The following is a 17,607-nucleotide window of genomic DNA, read 5'->3' as shown; positions in this document are numbered from 1 at the left end:
GAGGCCGGACGGAACCGTGGCGGAGTTCGAGAGCATATGGAGTGACCTCCAGGGCGTCGCGTTCGAGCAGGGCTACCTCGATGCCGGCGGCATCCGGACCCGCTACCTGCGCGCCGGCGATCCCGGCAAGCCCGTGCTGGTCCTGTTGCACGGGTCCGGCGGTCACGCCGAGGCGTACGTCCGCAACCTGGCCGCGCACGCCGACCATTTCTGGACCTGGTCGATCGACATGCTGGGCCACGGCTACACCGACAAGCCCGGCCATCCGCTGGAGGTCCGCCACTACGTCGAGCACCTGATGACCGTGCTGCGCACCATCGGTGTCGAGCGCGCCAGCATCAGCGGCGAATCCCTGGGCGGCTGGGTGGCCGCCCGCGCGGCCATCGACCATCCCGACGTGGTAGACCGGCTGGTCCTCAACACCGCCGGCGGGTCGCAGGCCGATCCCGTTGTGATGCAACGGATTATCGCGCTGTCGATGGCCGCCGCCGAAAACCCCACCTGGGAGACGGTGCAAGCGCGGATCAAATGGCTGATGGCCGACAAGTCCCGCGACTACGACGACCTGGTCGCCAGCCGCCAGCGCGTCTACCGCCAACCGGGGTTCGTCGCCGCCATGCGCGACATCATGGCGTTGCAGGACCCCGAGATTCGGGCGCGCAACATTCTGGGCCCGGCCGAATACGGCTCGATCATCGCGCCGACGCTGGTGTTGTGGACAAGCGACGACCCGACCGCCGATGTCAGCGAGGGCCGCCGCATCGCGTCGATGATTCCGGGCGCGCGTTTCGAAGTGATGCCCGGCTGCGGTCATTGGCCGCAGTACGAGGACGCCAAGACGTTCAATCGGCTGCATCTCGATTTCCTGCTGGGCCGCTGATGATCGCGCCGGGGCCACGGGCAACCGACCACGACACCGACGTCCTGGTGGTGGGTGCGGGTCCGGTCGGCCTGACGCTCGCCAATATCCTTGGCCTGCAAGGCATCCGCACCGTGGTGGTCGAGGAGCGGGACACCCTGATCGACTACCCGCGCGGGGTGGGCCTGGACGACGAGGCGCTGCGCACCTTCCAGTCGATCGGGCTTGTCGAGCGGGTGCTGCCGCACACCGTGCCCAACCAGATCCTGCGGTTCATGGACGCCAAACGCCGGGTGCTCGCCGAAATGGCCCCGCCCGACGCGCGTTTCGGCTGGCCGAAGCGAAACGGATTCGTGCAACCGCTCGTCGACGCCGAACTGCTGGCCGGACTGGACCGGTTCGCGCACGTGCAGGTGCGCTGGGGCAGCCCGATGACGGGCTGCCGGGAAGACGCCGACGGGGTGAACGTCGAACTCGGCGCCGACGGCGGCAATGTCGGCGACGGCGGCGGTGACGGCCACCCCGCCCGGCTGCGCGCCCGCTACGTCGTCGGTTGCGACGGCGGGCGCAGCATGACCCGGCGGGTGATGGGGGTGTCCTTCGACGGCACGACGTCGTCGACGCGGTGGCTGGTGGTCGACATCGCCAACGATCCGCTCGGGCATCCCAACAGTGAGGTCGGCGCCGACCCCGAACGTCCGTACGCCTCGATCTCGATCGCGCACGGAATTCGCCGCTTCGAGTTCATGATTCACGCCGACGAGTCCGACGAACAGGCCGAAGACCCGGAATTCCTGACGCGGATGCTGGCCCGGATGGTGCCGCACCCCGACCGGGTCGACGTGATCCGGCGCCGGGTGTACACCCACCATTCGCGGATCGCCGGCGAGTTCCGCCGAGGCCGGCTGCTGCTGGCCGGCGACGCCGCGCACCTGATGCCGGTCTGGCAGGGACAGGGCTACAACAGCGGGATCCGCGACGCGGCGAACCTGGGCTGGAAGCTCGCCGCCGTGGTGAGCGGGCGGGCCGGCGACAAGCTGCTGGACACCTACGACATGGAGCGCCGCAAGCATGCCCGCGCGATGATCGACCTGTCCACGATGGTGGGCCGGGTCATCTCACCCACCAACCGCCGGGTGGCCGGCGCCCGCGACCTGCTGGTGCGCTCGGCGTCGATCGTGCCGACGCTCAAGCGGTATGTGCTGGAGATGCGGTTCAAGCCCATGCCGCGTTACGAGCACGGCGCCGTCGTGCACGCCAACCCCGGCCGGGCCGACTCCCCGGTGGGCACGCTGTTCATCCAGCCGCGGGTGGACACCCGCGACCAGCAGGACGTGCTGCTCGACGACGTGCTGGGCCCCTGGTTCGCCGTGCTGTGCTGGAACAACAACCCGCGCAAGATCCTCGGCGAGACGGCATTCGCGAACTGGAAAGCCTTGGGCGCCCGCTTCTTTGCGCTGCGCCCGGCCACACAGTTGCACTGGACCGGGCACGACGATCCCGACGTCGTGGTCGTCGGCGACCGGCGCGGTGACCTCAAATCCTGGTTCGACATCCACGCTGAATCGGTGCTGTTCCTGCGTCCCGATCGATGCATCGCCGGCGCCTGCATCGCACAGCGCGCGCCCGACCTGAGCGCGGCGCTGTTCGACGCGCTGACGCTCACGCCGCGAGGAGGTGATCCGCAAAGTGGCACTGGCTCTGTGCTGTATGTCGCACAGCCCGCTCCTGAATCTTCCGGGGCCGTCGCGGGACCTGCTTGACGACATCGACGCCGCCATCGCCCGGGCGCGAGGCTTCGTCGAAGACTACGACCCGCAGCTCGTGGTCATCTTTTCACCGGACCACTACAACGGGTTCTTCTACAAGGTGATGCCGCCCTTCTGCATCGGCACCAGCGCCAGCGGCGTCGGCGATTACGGCACCCACGCCGGACCGCTGGACGTCCCGGAGAAGCTGGCGGTCGACTGCGCGCAAGCCGTCCTCGACGCCGGGGTCGACATCGCCGTGTCAGCCAGCATGGACGTCGACCACGGGACCGTCCAGCCGCTGGAAAAGCTGTTCGGCACGGCCATTTCGCGTCCGGTGATACCGTTCTTCGTCAACGCGATCGGGGTGCCGCTGGGGCCGATGCACCGGTGCCGGGCGCTGGGCGCCGCCGTCGGCACCTATCTGGCCACGCTGGACAAGCGGGTGCTGGTGATGGGATCCGGTGGGCTCTCGCACAGTCCGCCGGTACCCACCCTGGCCACCGCACCCGAGCCCGTGCTGCAGCGGATCGTGCACGGCGCGCCGATGACGGCCGAGCAGCGCCAGGCCCGGCAGGCCGCGGTGATCGACGCGGCCAGGAGCTTCGCCGCCGGCGACAGTGCACTGCAGCCGCTCAACCCGACCTGGGATCACCGGTTCCTGGAAATCATCGACCGCGGCTCGCTGAGCGAATTGGACCGCTGGTCGAATTCGTTCGTGACGCACGAGGGCGGCGGCTCCGCGCACGAAATCCGCACCTGGGTGGCCGCATTCGCCGCACTGCAGGCGGCCGGTCCCTACGAGACGACCATGCGCTACTACAAGCCCGCCCCCGAACTGATCGCCGGATTCGCCATCAGAACGGCAAGACCGAAATGACCGATTTCGACCACGTCGTCGACGTACTCATCGTCGGCTCGGGCGGCGGCGGGATGACGGCCGCGCTCACCGCCCAGGCCGCCGGGCTGGATGCGCTGATCGTCGAAAAGTCCTCCCACTTCGGGGGTTCCACCGCCCTGTCCGGAGGCGGCATCTGGGTGCCCGGCGCGCCCGCGCAGCGGCGGGAGGGCTACTCGCCCTCGCCGGAAGGGGTGGTGGAATACCTCAAAAACATCACCGACGGGCTGGTCAGCGAGGCGCGGATACGGCAATACGTCGAGACCGCGCCGCAGATGCTGGCATTCTTGGAAAACCTCTCCGGATGGTTCGAATTCGTCTGGAAGCCCGGATATGCTGACTACTATCCCGAGCTGCCCGGCGGCTCCGAACTCGGCAGCACCATCAACGTGCCACCCATCGACCTGCGCAAGCTCGGGCCCGACGAGCACAAGCTGCTGCAGCCGCTGGCCCTGGCCCCCAAGGGAATCTGGCTGGGCCCCAAGGAGTTACGCACCTTCTACCGGATCCGGCAGTCCTGGGCGGGCAAAGCCGTGCTGCTCAAGCTGATCGCCCGGATGGTCAGGGCGCGGGTGTTCGGCGAGCGGATGGCCGCGATCGGGCAGTCGCTGGCCGCCCGGATGCGGCTGGCGCTGCGCGACCGCGGTGTCCCGCTGTGGCTGGACTCGCCGATGGTGCGGTTGCTCACCGACCCGCAGGGAGCGGTCAGCGGCGCGGTGGTGGAACGCGAAGGCAAGCCGCAGCGCATCGGCGCACGGTTCGGCGTGATCCTGGCCTCCGGTGGCTTCGACCACGACCTCGCCTGGCGCAAGGAGCTGCTGCCCGAGGTGGACCAGGACTGGAGCTTCGGTAACCCGGCCGCGATGGGGGACGGCATCCGGGCCGGCCAAAACGTGGGCGCCGCAACGGACTTGCTCGACGAGGCGTGGTGGTTCCCGGCCATCCAATGGCCGGACGGGCGCATGCAATTCATGCTCAACGAGCGGATGATGCCGGCGCAATTCATCGTCAACGGCGCCGGCCGACGGTTCATCAACGAGGCGGCCCCGTACATGGACTTCGGCCACGCCATGATCGAGGGCCAGCGGTCCGGTGTCACCCACATCCCGTGCTGGCTGATCACCGACCACAGGTCGTGGAACCGCTACGTCATCGGCGGGCACCTGCCGCTGCCGAAGATCCCCGGGGCGCCGGTGCCTACCGGCCGCAAGATCCCGCCGGCCTGGCTGGAATCGGGTGTCGTCAAGGCCGCGATGACGTGGGACGAGATGGCGGCGCAGATCGGGGTGCCCGCCGGGGAGCTCGCCGAAACCGCGCGACGGTTCAACGAACTCGCCCGCAAGGGCCACGACGACGACTTCAACCGCGGCGACAGCGTCTACGACAACTACTACGGCGACCCGACCCTGCCCAACCCCAACCTGTATCCGCTGGGCGATCCGCCGTATTACGCCTTCCGAATCGTGCTCGGGGACCTCGGAACCTCGGGCGGCCTGCGCACCGACGAACACGCCCGCGTGCTGCGGGCCGACGACACCGTGGTGCCGGGACTCTACGCGGTGGGTAACACCTCCGCGCCGGTGATGGGCCGCAGCTATGCCGGTGCGGGGGCCACCATCGGCCCCGCCATGACCTTCGGCTACGTCGCGGCGAAACACGTTGCGGCCCAAGTCGCCAACCGAGCCGCTAATACTCATAGGAGGTAGCACATGAAAATCTCGCTGTTCTACGAATTCGCCCTGCCGCGGCCCTGGGCCCCCGACGACGAGCACGTCCTGCTGCAGGAATGCCTGGACGAGGTGGAGGCGGCCGACAAGGCGGGTTTCTCCACCGTCTGGCTGACCGAGCACCACTTCCTCGAGGAGTACTGTCACTCCACGGCGCCGGAGATCTTCCTGGCCGCCGCCAGCCAGCGGACCAAGAACATCCGGCTCGGTTTCGGCATCATGCATCTGCCGCCGGCGGTCAACCACCCCGCCCGGGTCGCCGAACGCATCGCCATCCTGGACCTGCTGTCCAACGGCCGCGTCGAGTTCGGCACCGGTGAATCGTCGTCGGTCGGTGAGCTCGGCGGGTTCAACATCGACCCCGCCGACAAGCGGGCCCAGTGGGAGGAGGCCCTCGAGGTCGCGATCCGCTGCATGGTCGAGGAACCGTTCAGCGGATTCCACGGCGAGCACGTCCAGATGCCGGCGCGCAACGTCATTCCCAAGCCGCTGCAAAAGCCGCACCCACCGGTGTGGGTGGCCTGCACGCGGCCGGCCAGCGTACAGATGGCCGCCCAAAAGGCAATCGGCGCCTTGAGTTTCGCCTACACCGGCCCCGGCCCGCTCACCGAGCGCGTCAACGGCTACTACAAGGAGTTCGAGGAGAACGGCGTGCCCGTCACGCCGGCGATCAACCCGAACATCCTGGCCATCGGCGGTGACCTGTCGATGATGGTGGCAAAGACCGACGAGGAGGCGCTGCAGCGGCTCGGCAAGGGCGGCGGTTTCTTCTCGTTCGGGATCATGCACTACTACATGACCGGCGTGCACACGCCCGGGCGAACCGGTGTGTGGAAGCGGTATCTCGAAGAGGTGGAAAAGGATCCGACGCTGGCCTACGGCCCCGGGCGGGGCGCGATCGGATCGCCGGCCACGGTGCGCGAGTTCCTGCGCGGCTACGAGGAAAGCGGCGTCGACGAGATCATCCTGCTGCTCAACCCGCGCAGCCACGAGGGCACCATGGAATCGATCGAACTGATGGGCAAAGAGGTGCTCCCTGAATTCATCGAGCGGGATGCAAAAGCCGTGGCCGACAAGGCCACCAGGCTGGCGCCGGTGATCGAAAAGGTGGAGGCGCGCCGGCCGAAGTCTACCGCGCCGCAGTTCGACGAGAATTACTCGTTCGGTGGACTGCCCACCGGCCGGGGCGGTAAGTTCACCGCCAGCGAGATCCCCGAGGCCATGGCGGAGATCAACGAAGGCCGGGTCCAGGCCGCGCAGCGGGCGAAGGAACAACAGCAGCAGAAGAAGTAGTTCTCAACGGATTTCGGGGCGAAACGTGGCAGAGATCGACGCGCTGTGGCGCTATGACGGCCGCCGCGCGGTGGTGACCGGATGCGCGTCGGGCATCGGCGAGCAGGTGGTGCGCCAGCTCGGCCAACTCGGCGCCGACGTGATCGGGTTGGACCAGCGCCGGCCCGGCTGCGCACTCGGCGAGTTCCACGAGGTGGACCTGGCCGATCCCGAGTCCATCGATCGCGCCGCGGCCGGCATCGACGGCCCCGTCGACGCGCTGTTCAACATCGCGGGCGTGTCTTCGGGGATCGGCAACCCGCCGCTGGTAGTGACCGTCAACTTCCTGGGCACGCGCCAACTCACCGAGGCGCTGATCCCGAAGATGGTGGCGGGGTCGTCCATCGTGAGCGTGTCCTCGCTCGCCGCCGCCGGGTACCGCGAGCACCTGCGGCAGGTGGCGCCGCTGCTGGACACCGCCACCATGCGGGAGGGTATCGACTGGTGCACAAGCCATCCCGAAGAGCTGGGCACCGGCTATCAACTGTCCAAGGAAGCCCTGATTCTCTACACCATGCGCAGCGTCACCCCGCTGGGTGCTCGTGGTATCCGCATCAACTGCACCGGCCCCGGGGTCACCGAGACGCCGATCTTGGATCAGCTGCGCACCGCCTACGGGCAGGGCTTCCTGGACGACATCCCCAAACCGCTGGGCCGGGTCAGCCGGCCCGCCGAGCAAGCAGCGGTGCTGCTGTTCCTCAATAGCGATGCGGCCAGCTATATTTCGGGCCAGGTGGTGTGGGTCGACGGCGGAAACGTGGGCGCCGCGATCGCTCGCGAACTCGAGGAAGGGCGTACCCCGTGGCCAGTGTGACCGACTTCCGCCGGGCCGCCCGCGACGTCAGCAACTGGGGCCGCTGGGGCGATGACGACGAGCTCGGCACACTGAACTTCATCACCGAGGAAAAGATCGCCCAGGCCGCCAGCCTGGTACAGCACGGAAAAGTGTTTCCGCTCGGTGTGGACTTCGGCTCGTCAGGACCGCAGGGCGCCTTCGGTTTTCGGCACAACCCGATCCACGTGATGACCGTGGACGGCGGCGACGCCGCCACGCTGGCCCAGTACGGACCCGGCTGGGACCGCAACCCGACGGCGGCGCAGATGGGCCCCTACTTCGTCGACAACCTGTTCCGGTTCAACGACGACATGATCATCATGCCGCTGCAGGCGGCCACCCAATGGGATGCGCTGTCGCACGTCTACTACGACGACCTGCTCTACAACGGCGTCCCCGCCGGCTCGGTGACCAGCCTGGGCGCCCGCCGCTTGGGCATCGAGAAGGTGGACGGCAAGGGCATCACGTCGCGCGGGGTGCTGCTGGATCTGGTGCGCCATCGCGGCGCGGAGGTCTTCTTGGAGCACGGAAACCCGATCACCCCAGAGGAATTGGATGACGTCGTGCGCGCCCAGGGCGTGACGATCGAGCGCGGCGACATCCTGCTCATCCGGACCGGTTGGTGGACAAGATATTTGGAAACAGGGAACAAGACCGAACCGTATTCCGGGCTGGACTGGCGATGCGCCCAGTGGCTGCATGACCACGAGGTCGCCGCGGTCGCCTCGGACAACCTGCAGGTCGAAGACCCGGTGTCCGGCGTCGACGGGGTGTTTTTGCCCTTCCACCTGCTGACCCTGCGCGACATGGGGCTGATGCTCGGCGAGTACTGGGACCTCAGCGCGCTGGCGGCCGATTGCGCGGCCGACGGCGTCTACGAATTCCAGCTTGTCGCACCGCCGTTGAGGTTTGTGGGGGCAGTGGGTTCGCCGGTGAACCCGATCGCGATCAAATAGAGAAGGCGGGCGATGGAGATTCATCGCAAAACGATGTCGGTCGATGGCCTGGTCACCAGCTACCTTGAGGCGGGCGAGGGCGACCCGGTGGTGTTGCTGCACGGCGGGGAGTTCGGGGCCAGCGCCGAGCTCGGCTGGGAACGCAACATCGCCGCACTCGCCGCGCGCTACCGGGTGTTGGCGCCCGACCAGTTGGGCTTCGGCGGGTCCGCCAAGGTCATCGACTTCGTCGACGGTCGCGGCATGCGGATCCGGCACGTGGCCCGGTTCTGCGAACTGCTAGGCGTCGAGTCGGCGCACTTCGTCGGCAATTCGATGGGCGCCATCAATCTGCTCACCGACGCCACGTCGGACAGCCCGCTGTGGCCGGTCCGCAGTGCCGTGATCATCTGCGGCGGCGGCGAAATCCAGCAGAACGAGTATTTCGAGGCGCTGCAGAACTACGACGCCACGCTGCCCGCGATGCGCCGCATCGTCGAAGCGCTGTTCTTCGACCCGGCCTATCCTGCCGACGACGACTACGTGCGCCGCCGGCACGAGTCCAGCACCGCGCCGGGGGCGTGGGAGGCCATCGCCGCGGCCAGGTTCCGGCGGCCGGGTGCCACGCCGTCCCCGACGCCGTCGAGCGCCCGGGCCTACGAACGCATTGGTGTGCCAACGCTTGTCGTGGAGGGCGGAGGCGACAAACTCCTTCCCGCCGGCTGGTCGGCTCAGATCGCCAAGCAGATCGACGGCGCGCGCTCCGTCGTGGTGGACGATGCCGGGCACTGTCCGCAGATCGAGCAGCCGTCCGTGGTCAACCAGTTGCTGATGGATTTTCTGGCGACCGCCTGAGCGTAAGCAGTGGCGTCACAGGCAGCGTCACAGGACATAGTCCAGCCGGGTCTCCATTCCGGCGACCTGGTGATAGGTGTTGTGGCAGTGCATCACCCAGGTGCCGGGGTTGTCGGCGGACAGGACAGCGGCGAGTTTCTGCTTGGGCAGCACCATGACGGTGTCCTTGCGGGCGCCCGGGCTGCCGTCGGGCTTGATCACCTGGAATGTGTGCCCGTGCAGGTGAATCGGGTGATACATCATCGTGGTGTTCTCGAAAGAGAGGGTGGGCCGTTGGCCCTCGTGCACGAGCAGCGGATTCGTCTTGCTGTACGGCTCGCCGTTGATCGTCCAGTTGTACTGGATCATGTTGCCGCCCAACACGATCGGCAGGTCGAGACCGGGATCGGGGCGGCCCAAGTTGACCGGCGTGGTGGCGGTGAACATCTCCACCGTGCCCACCCGTTTGGTGAGTTCGCCCGGCTGGAACTGCGGGTCGGGTGTGCTGCCCGCGGCGGTGGACAGCAGGGCCCGCCCCAGCGCGTTCTTGCCTTCGGCGACGGCGACCAGTGGGAAGACACCGTCGCCCGCGGTCACCGTGACGTCGTAGCGCTCGGCCATGCCGATCAGCAGGGCATCGACCCGAGCGGGCACCACGGGATAGCCGTCGGTGTGCGTCACCGTCATCGAGTGCCCGGCCAGTGCGACCCGGAACGCGGTGTCCGAGGCCGTGTTGATCAGACGAATCCGTATCCGCTGGCCGGGCTTGGCGTTGAATATCTTGGGGGAAGCCGCAATTCGACCGTTGACCAGATAGTAGGGGTAGGCGATGTCGCCGGCGTCGCCGCCGAGCAGCTCGCTGCTGCCCACGCCGGGCGGAGCCGCGGCGGCCGTCGTCGGGGTGGTCGACGTGGTCTCGGTCGTCGTGACCGGGGATGTCTCGGTCGTGGTGGGGTTCGTCGTCGTCGTCTCGGGCGGGTTGCGTGGCGGCTTGTTCGGATTGCTCAATTCGCCGTACAACTGGGCCGGGCTCTTGCCGACGCCGTCGGTCCAGTCGTCGAGCACGACGATCCACTCGGCGTCGTAGTCGGCCTCGGCCGGGTCGTCGACGATGACCGGCAGATAAAGACCCGTGTCCTCGTCCAGGCCGGTGTGCGGATGTGCCCAGTAGGTACCGGGATTGGGCACCGAGAACCGGTAGGTGAAGTCGTGTCCGGCCGCGATGTTGGGGGTGGCGGGCTCGGCGCCGTCCATGTCGTTGCGCAGCGAGATGCCGTGCCAATGCACCGATGTCGGATGGTCAAGCCGGTTCGCCACCGTCACCGCGACCTCGTCGCCGATGGCGGCGCGGATCACCGGCCCGGGGATGGAGTCGCCGAAGGCCAGCGTGCGCACGACGGGTCCGCCCAAATCGATCTGCACCGGTTGCGGTGTCAGGTGCGCGGTTACGGTGCGGCCGCTGTGCGGCCGGGCGGCCTCGGCCGTGGCGATGGCGGCGGCCATCCGCGTGTTGCGCGACGGGTCCGGCTTGGACTGGCCGCAGCCCGCGAGCGCCAATCCGCCGGCCATACCGGCGGCCATGAAACCGCGCCTGCTGAGCCGCCTTCGTTCCGACGGGGTATCACCGGCCGGCGGCACAGGCATTGGTCGCTCCCCGTCTTCGTCGAGTGGGCCTCGGGCGCCCTAATACCGTGCTCGTGTGTCGGCCGGAATGCAAGCGCCGTCATCGATTCCGGCCGTGTCGCGCGGGTCGGGTCCGACCGATCGGCCGCCGCATTCCCGGCCACCCTTAAATCAGTTGCTTGACTTAACACCGTTGCCGCCGATTAACTCGTCGTGTGGTCAACGAACTGGCTGGCAAGGTTGCCATCGTCACCGGCGGGGCGTCCGGCATCGGTCGCGGAATCGTGGAACGTTTTGTGGCCGAAGGGGCGCGGGTCGTCATCGCCGACATCGAGACCGAGCGGGGAGAGCGGCTGGCCGCCGAGCTGGGCGGTGAGGCCGTGTTCCGCCGCACCGACGTCTCCGACATCGAACAGGTCGGGGCTCTGGTCGCAGCCGCCGTCGAGAAATTCGGCGGTCTGCACGTGATGGTGAACAACGCCGGAATCTCCAGCCCGTTGCGCCGGCTGCTCGACGACGACCTCGCCGACTTCCACCGGGTGATGGGCGTCAACGTGCTGGGCGTGATGGCCGGTACCCGAGACGCGGCGCGCCACATGGCCGACAACGGCGGCGGGACGATCATCAACCTGACCTCGATCGGAGGGATCCAGGCCGGCGGGGGAGTGATGACCTACCGCGCCTCCAAGGCAGCGGTCATCCAGTTCACCAAGGCCGCGGCAATTGAGCTGGCGCGCTATGACATTCGCGTCAACGCCATCGCGCCCGGCAACATACCGACGCCGATTCTCGGGAAGTCGGCGGGCGACATGGACCCCGAGCAGCGGGAGTGGTTCGAGGCGCGGATCCGCGAGGGAATGCGCGAGGACCGGCCGCTCAAGCGCGAGGGCACACCCGACGACGTCGCGGAGGCGGCGCTGTATTTCGCCACCGAGCGCTCGCGCTACGTCACCGGGACGGTGCTGCCGGTGGACGGCGGGACCTCGGCCGGCAAGGCGATGCGCTCGAAGCGGCAGGAATGACACCCGCCGAAATTTTAAATCAATCGCTTGACTTAAAGGCGCGGGCGCGGTTGACTGGCGCAATGACCACCATCGGACGGCCCGTGCGCACCGAGCGGGCCAGCTCCACCCAGGAGGCGATCCTGGTGGCCGCCGAGCGGCTCTATGCCGAGCACGGCATGTTCGCCGTCTCCAATCGACAGGTCAGCGAGGCCGCCGGACAGGGCAACAACGCCGCGGTCGGTTACCACTTCGGCACCAAGGCCGATTTGGTGCGCGCCATCGAGCACAAGCACCGCGGGCCCGTCGAGCAGCTGCGCGAGCAGATGGTCGCCGAGCTGCTGGAGTCCGGCGCCGGGGGCGGCCGGGACGCCGAATTGCGCAGCTGGGTGGCCTGTTTGGTGCGCCCCCTCACCGACCACCTCGAGGAGCTGGGAAATCCGACCTGGTATGCGCGGTTCGCGGCGCAGGCGATGACCGATCCCGCCTACTACAACATCATCGTCAAGGGCGCGCTCAGCTCGCCGTCGCTGGTGCAGGTCGTCGAGGGCATCAACCGCTGCCTGCCCGACCTGCCGGCCGAAGTGCACTTCGAACGCAACATCATGGCTCGAAACCTGTTGATGCACACCTGCGCCGACCGTGAACGTGCGCTCGCCGCGGGCACGTCGACCTCCCACCGTTCCTGGCGGGCCGCGGCATCCGGCCTCATCGACGCGATCGTGGGCCTGTGGCTGGCGCCCGTGACGCCGTACGAGTGAAGGACTGGGCAGATGAAAGTGACCGTCGACCAAGACCTTTGCGCATCGTCGGGGAACTGCGTGATGAATGCCCCCGAGGTGTTCGACCAGCGCGACGACGACGGCGTCGTCGTCCTGCTCAACCCCCATCCCACGGCCGAGCAGGCGCAAGGCGCGCGGCGCGCGGCGGCGGCTTGCCCCGCCCTGGCCATCCGCGTTGAAGAATGACGACACGGCGAGGAACAACACCATGTCAGACACCCTGACGAGCACCGCGACCGAGCAGACCGCCGACATTCCGGACTACCCGATGCCGCGGCAGGCCGGCTGCCCGTTCGCGCCGCCACCGGACGTCATGGCGCTGGCCCACGACAAGCCGTTGTCGCGGGTGCGGATCTGGGACGGCAGCACACCGTGGCTCATCACAGGCTATGAGCAAGTGCGCGAACTGTTTTCGGACTCGCGGGTCAGCGTCGACGACCGGCTGCCCGGCTTCCCGCACTGGAACGCGGGCATGCTGTCCACGGTGCACAAGCGTCCGCGGTCGGTCTTCACCGCCGACGGCGAAGAACACACCCGGTTCCGGCGCATGCTGTCAAAACCCTTCACGTTCAAGCGTGTTGAGGGTTTACGCCCGACCATCCAGCAGATCACCGACGAGCACATCGACGCGATACTGGCCGGACCGAAACCCGCCGACATCGTCAGCGCGCTGGCCCTGCCGGTGCCCTCGCTGGTGATCAGCCAGCTGCTCGGGGTCCCGTACGAGGACGCCGACATGTTCCAGCACCACGCCAACGTCGGCCTCGCGCGCTACGCCACCGGTGAGGACACCGTCAAAGGCGCGATGAGCCTGAACAAATACCTCGCCCAACTGGTCGAGGCCAAGATGGAGAACCCCGCCGAGGACGCGGTGTCCGATCTGGCCGAGCGGGTCAAGGCCGGGGAGCTCAGCGTGAAGGAGGCCGCGCAGCTGGGCACCGGCCTGCTGATCGCCGGGCACGAAACCACCTCGAACATGATCGGTCTCGGCGTGCTCGCCCTGCTGGAAAACCCCGACCAGCTGGCCGTCATCCGGGACGCCGAAGACCCCAAGGTGATCGCCAGCGCAGTCGAGGAATTGCTGCGCTACCTCAGCATCATTCAGAACGGCCAGCGCCGCGTCGCGCTCGAAGACATCCACATCGCCGGGGAGACCATCCGGGCCGGTGAGGGGATCATCATCGACCTGGCCCCGGCGAACTGGGATGCGCGCGTCTTCCCCGAACCCGACCGGCTCTACCTGCATCGCTCCGGCGCCGACCGCAACGTCGCATTCGGCTACGGCCGCCATCAATGCGTGGGCCAGCAGCTGGCGCGCGCCGAGCTGCAGATCGTGTTCCACACCCTGGTACGCCGCATTCCCACACTGCAACTTGCGATTCCGATCGAGGAGGTCCCGTTCAAGGACGACCGCCTCGCCTACGGCGTCTACGAACTCCCGGTGACCTGGTAGCCCACGAAAGATTGCGGATCCGAATGGAGGGTCAATGATGACGACTCAAACAAGCCCCGTTTCCCTGTACCCGCCCGGAGGATACGGCGCCCCCAAGAATCGGCGCGGTCACGCCGTAGGCAGCGATGTCGGCCTGCCGGAGGGCACGGTGGTCTTCTCGGCGGACAACCACATCTCGCTGGCCGATGACATCTTCTACCAACGCTTTCCGGACGACCTGAAGGACAAGGCGCCGCGGATCTGGTACGAGGACGGCGCCTACCAGGTCGGGCGCAAGGGACAGTCTTTCCTGCCCGGCGACTTCAGCGCCGTGCTGATGCAGTACGACGACCTCCCCGGTGCGGCGAGCACCAACATCGAGGCGCGGATTCAGGAGTTGCACGAGGACGGGGTGGAAAAGGAACTGGCCTTCCCCAACGCGGTGCTGGCGCTGTTCCACTACCCCGACAAGACACTTCGCGAGCTCGCCTTCCGCATCTACAACGAATACATCGCCGAGCTGCAGGAGCGCTCGAACGGGCACTTCTACGGCGCCGGGCTGATCAACTGGTGGGACCCGCAGGGCACCAGAAAGACCCTGGACGAGCTGAAAGCATTGGGGCTCAAGACTTTCCTGATGCCGCTCAATCCCGGCAAGGACGACGACGGCAACATGATCGACTACTCCAGCACCGCCATGAGACCGGTCTGGGACGAGATCGAGGCCGCGGGCCTGCCCGTCACGCACCACATCGGGGAAACGCCGCCGAAGAGCCCGACCGAGTTCAACAGCGTCGTCGTCGGGATGATGATCAACATCGACGGATTCCGGGAGACGTTCTCCAAATACATCTTCGGCGGCATCCTCGACGATCACCCCGGGCTGCGGATCGGCTGGTTCGAGGGCGGCATCTCCTGGGTGCCGTGGGCGCTGCAGGATGCCGAGCACCTGGTCGCGTCCTACCAACACATGTTCAACCGGCCGCTGCAGCACGACGTGCGCTACTACTGGGACACCCACATGAGCGCCTCGTTCATGGTCGACCCGCTCGGCCTGCGGCTGATCGACCAGATCGGGGTGGACAAGGTGATGTGGTCCAGCGACTACCCGCACAACGAGAGCACCTACGGCTATTCCGAGAAGTCGCTGAAGGCCGTCGTCGACGCCGTCGGGCCGGCGAACGCGGCGCAGATCGTCAGCGGCAATGTGACGAAATTCCTGGGTTTGTAGTGACGACACTCGCGCATCTGGACACCAAAACCGGTGAAGGGCTCGTGATTCCGGAGACACCGGACTTGACCCGGCTGCGCCGCGACACCGGAACCCGGCTCCGGGCGGCGATGGCCGAGCGCGGCGTCGACGCGATGATCCTGCTCGGCAACAACGCCGTCGTCTATGCCACCGGCGCCAGTTGGCCACTCGGCGACGCCGGGCTGTCCTATGTCGAACGGCCGGTGGCCGTGGTGCTCGCCGACGACGAATGGCCGCACCTGTTCCTGCCGTTCCGCGAGGGCGCCGCACACGAGTCGGACCTGCCCGCCGACCATCTGCACGGGCCGGTCTATCTCGAATTCGACGAAGGCGTCGCGGCTTTCGCGCGCACGGTCGCCGACCTGATTCCGGCCAACGCCGTGATCGCGGTCGACGAATGCACCGGCGCAATGTCCCGCGCGGCCGCGACGCTGTTCCCCTGCGGCGCCCCCGTCGACGCGGCGGCCATCGTCGGCGCCGCCAAGGCGGTCAAGACACCGGACGAGTTGTCGTGCATCCGCACCGCCATCCGGATCACCGACGAGGCGATGGTCGAGGTGCAGAAGCGGCTGGCCCCCGGTATCCGCCAAATCGACTTGTCGGCAAGCTTTTTGCGTCGCGCCTTCGAGCTGGGCGCCACGGCCAGCATGCTGGAACCGATCTGGCAGGTGATGCCGCCGAGCAAGGCCGAGGGGGTATGGACCACGCACGGCGACCTGGCGCTGCCGCTGCTGTCCACCGCGCGCGAGCTCGACGAAGGCGACGTGCTGTGGACCGACGTCAGCATCACCTACCAGGGCTACTGCTCGGACTTCGGCCGCACCTGGATCGTCGGGCGGGACCCGTCGCCGCGCCAACAGGCTCAGTTCGACAAGTGGTTCGAAATCATGACCGCGGTTCTGGACGTCGCCAAGGCCGGCGCCACCGCGGCCGATCTGGGCCGGGCCGCGATCGGGGCCAACGGCGGTGCGAAGCCGTGGCTGCCGCACTTCTACCTGGGCCACGGCATCGGCGTCAACGCCGCCGAAATGCCCATGATCGGAACCGATCTCGGCCAGGAGTTCGACGAGAACTTCGTCCTGCAAGCCGGGATGGTGCTGGTGCTGGAGCCGGTGGTGTGGGAGGACGGCACCGGCGGCTACCGCAGCGAAGAGGTTCTGGTGATCACCGAGGAGGGCTGGATCCGCTTGACCGACTACCCCTATGACCCGTATGGCCGTCATGTCAGTTGAAGTCTGCCCCGACGAGCGCACGCTGCGCTCGGGGCGCCGCCGGCGGGCGCTGGACCAGATGGCCGCCCACGACCTCGACGTGCTGGTGCTCGGTCGGCAGGCCAACGTTCGCTACGTCTCCGGGGCGCCGCAACTGTGGGTCGCGGGCACCCGGCCGTTCGGCCCGACCTGCGTGCTGGTGCGCGAGACCGGCGCGGTTCACCTGCTCAGCACCTGGGACGAGGGCGTGCCCGAGGACATCCCGCACGAAAACCTCTACGGCATCTCGTGGAACCCGGCCAACACCGTGGCGGCGCTGCGCCGCATCGACGGCACCCAAACCGCCCGGCGCGTCGGAACCGACGCACTCTCACCGGTTTTCGCGCAGCTGCTGCCCACCGTGTTCCCCAACGCGCAACTGGTCGACGGAGAACTGGCCATGCGGGCCGCCCGCCGCGTCAAGACCGCCGAGGAGATCGTGGCGCTGCGGGAATCCATCGCGGTCGCCGAGTCGGCGCTGGCGGCCGCGGTCTCGGAGTTGCGCCCCGGGGTCAGCGAGCAGGCGCTGGCCGGCGTCCTGCTGGAGGCCTCTGCGGCGGGCGGGGTGAGCACCCCGTCGAATCAGGATGTGGCGTGGGCGACCTCGCGCAGCCATCCGTGGCGGCGCGCCGACGGGGACGGTCGTATCCAGGACGGCGACCTGGTGGCATTCTCCGCCGGCGTGCTGGCCGGCGGCTACGTCGGGGAAGTGGGACGCACCTGGCCGGCCGACAAGAAGCACGCCCCCAGCGGCGCCGAGGCCCTGCACCGGCGCTGGGACGCCTTGTGGGACAAGCTGATCGCGGCCTGCCATCCGGGCGTGCGGGCGGACGAGCTGATGACGGCCTACCGGGCCGCGGGAGAGCCGGCACCGCCGATGCCGGTGGCCCGCGGACTGGGCATGGGTTTCGACCCCCCGGTGGTCTCCCAGCACCTGCCCGCGACCGCCGCCGGCGAACGGCTGGAGCCGGGGATGGTGCTCGCCGTGACGGGATATGTGTGGGAGGAAGGAGTCGGCGCGGTGTTCGGCCGGGAAGCGGTCCTGATCACCGCCGACGGACCCGAAGTGCTCACCGCGAGCCCGTTCTGGCAGCCCTGA

16 protein-coding genes are annotated in these 17,607 nt (G+C 68.0%); 15 read left to right on the top strand and 1 reads right to left on the bottom strand.

What is annotated here, in order from left to right; genetic code table 11:
• The first annotated feature begins 16 nt into the window (after positions 1 to 16).
• The 8 genes from MAA44156_RS16905 to MAA44156_RS16870 are packed head-to-tail and all read left to right on the top strand — an operon-like array spanning position 17 to position 9,189.
• Positions 17 to 880: an alpha/beta fold hydrolase gene (locus MAA44156_RS16905; protein WP_003873045.1), complete on the top strand. Its 864-nt coding sequence runs from the start codon at positions 17 to 19 to the stop codon at positions 878 to 880.
• Positions 880 to 2,622 carry a bifunctional 3-(3-hydroxy-phenyl)propionate/3-hydroxycinnamic acid hydroxylase gene (locus tag MAA44156_RS16900; RefSeq protein WP_009974995.1) on the top strand — a complete coding sequence of 581 codons (1,743 nt, stop codon included), beginning with the start codon at positions 880 to 882 and terminating at the stop codon, positions 2,620 to 2,622. Before MAA44156_RS16905 ends, MAA44156_RS16900 begins: the two co-directional genes overlap by 1 nt.
• Positions 2,570 to 3,487, top strand: coding sequence for a 3-carboxyethylcatechol 2,3-dioxygenase (locus tag MAA44156_RS16895; protein ID WP_009974996.1), 918 nt, complete (start codon positions 2,570 to 2,572; stop codon positions 3,485 to 3,487). The genes MAA44156_RS16900 and MAA44156_RS16895 overlap by 53 nt, the downstream gene beginning before the upstream one ends.
• Positions 3,484 to 5,211 (top strand): FAD-binding protein, encoded by a 1,728-nt coding sequence (locus MAA44156_RS16890; RefSeq protein WP_009974997.1) that lies wholly within the window; start codon positions 3,484 to 3,486, stop codon positions 5,209 to 5,211. Before MAA44156_RS16895 ends, MAA44156_RS16890 begins: the two co-directional genes overlap by 4 nt.
• Before the next feature lie 3 nt (positions 5,212 to 5,214).
• Positions 5,215 to 6,525, top strand: coding sequence for an LLM class flavin-dependent oxidoreductase (locus MAA44156_RS16885; RefSeq protein WP_009974999.1), 1,311 nt, complete (start codon positions 5,215 to 5,217; stop codon positions 6,523 to 6,525).
• 25 nt (positions 6,526 to 6,550) lie between these two features.
• Positions 6,551 to 7,378 carry a coniferyl-alcohol dehydrogenase gene (locus MAA44156_RS16880; protein WP_009975001.1) on the top strand — a complete coding sequence of 276 codons (828 nt, stop codon included), beginning with the start codon at positions 6,551 to 6,553 and terminating at the stop codon, positions 7,376 to 7,378.
• Complete coding sequence (locus tag MAA44156_RS16875) at positions 7,366 to 8,355, top strand: cyclase family protein (protein ID WP_009975003.1); 990 nt, start codon at positions 7,366 to 7,368, stop codon at positions 8,353 to 8,355. Before MAA44156_RS16880 ends, MAA44156_RS16875 begins: the two co-directional genes overlap by 13 nt.
• A gap of 12 nt (positions 8,356 to 8,367) precedes the next feature.
• Complete coding sequence (locus tag MAA44156_RS16870; RefSeq protein WP_009975004.1) at positions 8,368 to 9,189, top strand: alpha/beta fold hydrolase; 822 nt, start codon at positions 8,368 to 8,370, stop codon at positions 9,187 to 9,189.
• A gap of 27 nt (positions 9,190 to 9,216) precedes the next feature.
• On the opposite strand, the gene MAA44156_RS16865 is transcribed toward MAA44156_RS16870, so the two are convergent.
• Positions 9,217 to 10,812: a multicopper oxidase family protein gene (locus MAA44156_RS16865; protein ID WP_023880328.1), complete on the bottom strand. Its 1,596-nt coding sequence runs from the start codon at positions 10,810 to 10,812 to the stop codon at positions 9,217 to 9,219.
• 194 nt (positions 10,813 to 11,006) lie between these two features.
• On the opposite strand from MAA44156_RS16865, the gene MAA44156_RS16860 reads away from it, so the two are divergent.
• From MAA44156_RS16860 to MAA44156_RS16830, 7 genes are all read left to right on the top strand, one after another.
• Positions 11,007 to 11,813, top strand: coding sequence for an SDR family NAD(P)-dependent oxidoreductase (locus tag MAA44156_RS16860; RefSeq protein WP_009975006.1), 807 nt, complete (start codon positions 11,007 to 11,009; stop codon positions 11,811 to 11,813).
• A gap of 62 nt (positions 11,814 to 11,875) precedes the next feature.
• Positions 11,876 to 12,553, top strand: coding sequence for a TetR/AcrR family transcriptional regulator (locus MAA44156_RS16855; protein ID WP_009975007.1), 678 nt, complete (start codon positions 11,876 to 11,878; stop codon positions 12,551 to 12,553).
• A 12-nt stretch (positions 12,554 to 12,565) separates the two neighbouring features.
• The gene (locus MAA44156_RS16850; RefSeq protein ID WP_003873034.1) at positions 12,566 to 12,760 is read left to right on the top strand and encodes a ferredoxin; all 195 of its coding nucleotides are present in this window, start codon (positions 12,566 to 12,568) and stop codon (positions 12,758 to 12,760) included.
• A gap of 22 nt (positions 12,761 to 12,782) precedes the next feature.
• Entirely contained in the window at positions 12,783 to 14,027 is a 1,245-nt protein-coding gene (locus MAA44156_RS16845; protein WP_009975009.1) for a cytochrome P450, read from the top strand.
• A 148-nt stretch (positions 14,028 to 14,175) separates the two neighbouring features.
• Positions 14,176 to 15,237 carry an amidohydrolase family protein gene (locus tag MAA44156_RS16840; protein ID WP_003877242.1) on the top strand — a complete coding sequence of 354 codons (1,062 nt, stop codon included), beginning with the start codon at positions 14,176 to 14,178 and terminating at the stop codon, positions 15,235 to 15,237.
• Positions 15,237 to 16,490, top strand: coding sequence for a M24 family metallopeptidase (locus MAA44156_RS16835; RefSeq protein WP_009975012.1), 1,254 nt, complete (start codon positions 15,237 to 15,239; stop codon positions 16,488 to 16,490). Before MAA44156_RS16840 ends, MAA44156_RS16835 begins: the two co-directional genes overlap by 1 nt.
• The gene (locus MAA44156_RS16830; protein WP_029248380.1) at positions 16,480 to 17,607 is read left to right on the top strand and encodes a M24 family metallopeptidase; all 1,128 of its coding nucleotides are present in this window, start codon (positions 16,480 to 16,482) and stop codon (positions 17,605 to 17,607) included. Before MAA44156_RS16835 ends, MAA44156_RS16830 begins: the two co-directional genes overlap by 11 nt.

Origin of the sequence: Mycobacterium avium subsp. avium (genome assembly GCF_009741445.1) — a bacterium.
In the GTDB taxonomy this organism is placed as follows: domain Bacteria; phylum Actinomycetota; class Actinomycetes; order Mycobacteriales; family Mycobacteriaceae; genus Mycobacterium; species Mycobacterium avium.
This window is presented reverse-complemented; position numbering and strand designations above follow the sequence as displayed.

Coding starts and splice junctions, on each gene's coding strand:
- MAA44156_RS16900 (WP_009974995.1), top strand. CDS start 880: ATGATCGCGCCGGGGCCACGGGCAACCGACCACGACACCGACGTCCTG.
- MAA44156_RS16895 (WP_009974996.1), top strand. CDS start 2,570: ATGTCGCACAGCCCGCTCCTGAATCTTCCGGGGCCGTCGCGGGACCTG.
- MAA44156_RS16890 (WP_009974997.1), top strand. CDS start 3,484: ATGACCGATTTCGACCACGTCGTCGACGTACTCATCGTCGGCTCGGGC.
- MAA44156_RS16885 (WP_009974999.1), top strand. CDS start 5,215: ATGAAAATCTCGCTGTTCTACGAATTCGCCCTGCCGCGGCCCTGGGCC.
- MAA44156_RS16870 (WP_009975004.1), top strand. CDS start 8,368: ATGGAGATTCATCGCAAAACGATGTCGGTCGATGGCCTGGTCACCAGC.
- MAA44156_RS16865 (WP_023880328.1), bottom strand. CDS start 10,812: ATGCCTGTGCCGCCGGCCGGTGATACCCCGTCGGAACGAAGGCGGCTC.
- MAA44156_RS16855 (WP_009975007.1), top strand. CDS start 11,876: ATGACCACCATCGGACGGCCCGTGCGCACCGAGCGGGCCAGCTCCACC.
- MAA44156_RS16850 (WP_003873034.1), top strand. CDS start 12,566: ATGAAAGTGACCGTCGACCAAGACCTTTGCGCATCGTCGGGGAACTGC.
- MAA44156_RS16845 (WP_009975009.1), top strand. CDS start 12,783: ATGTCAGACACCCTGACGAGCACCGCGACCGAGCAGACCGCCGACATT.
- MAA44156_RS16830 (WP_029248380.1), top strand. CDS start 16,480: ATGTCAGTTGAAGTCTGCCCCGACGAGCGCACGCTGCGCTCGGGGCGC.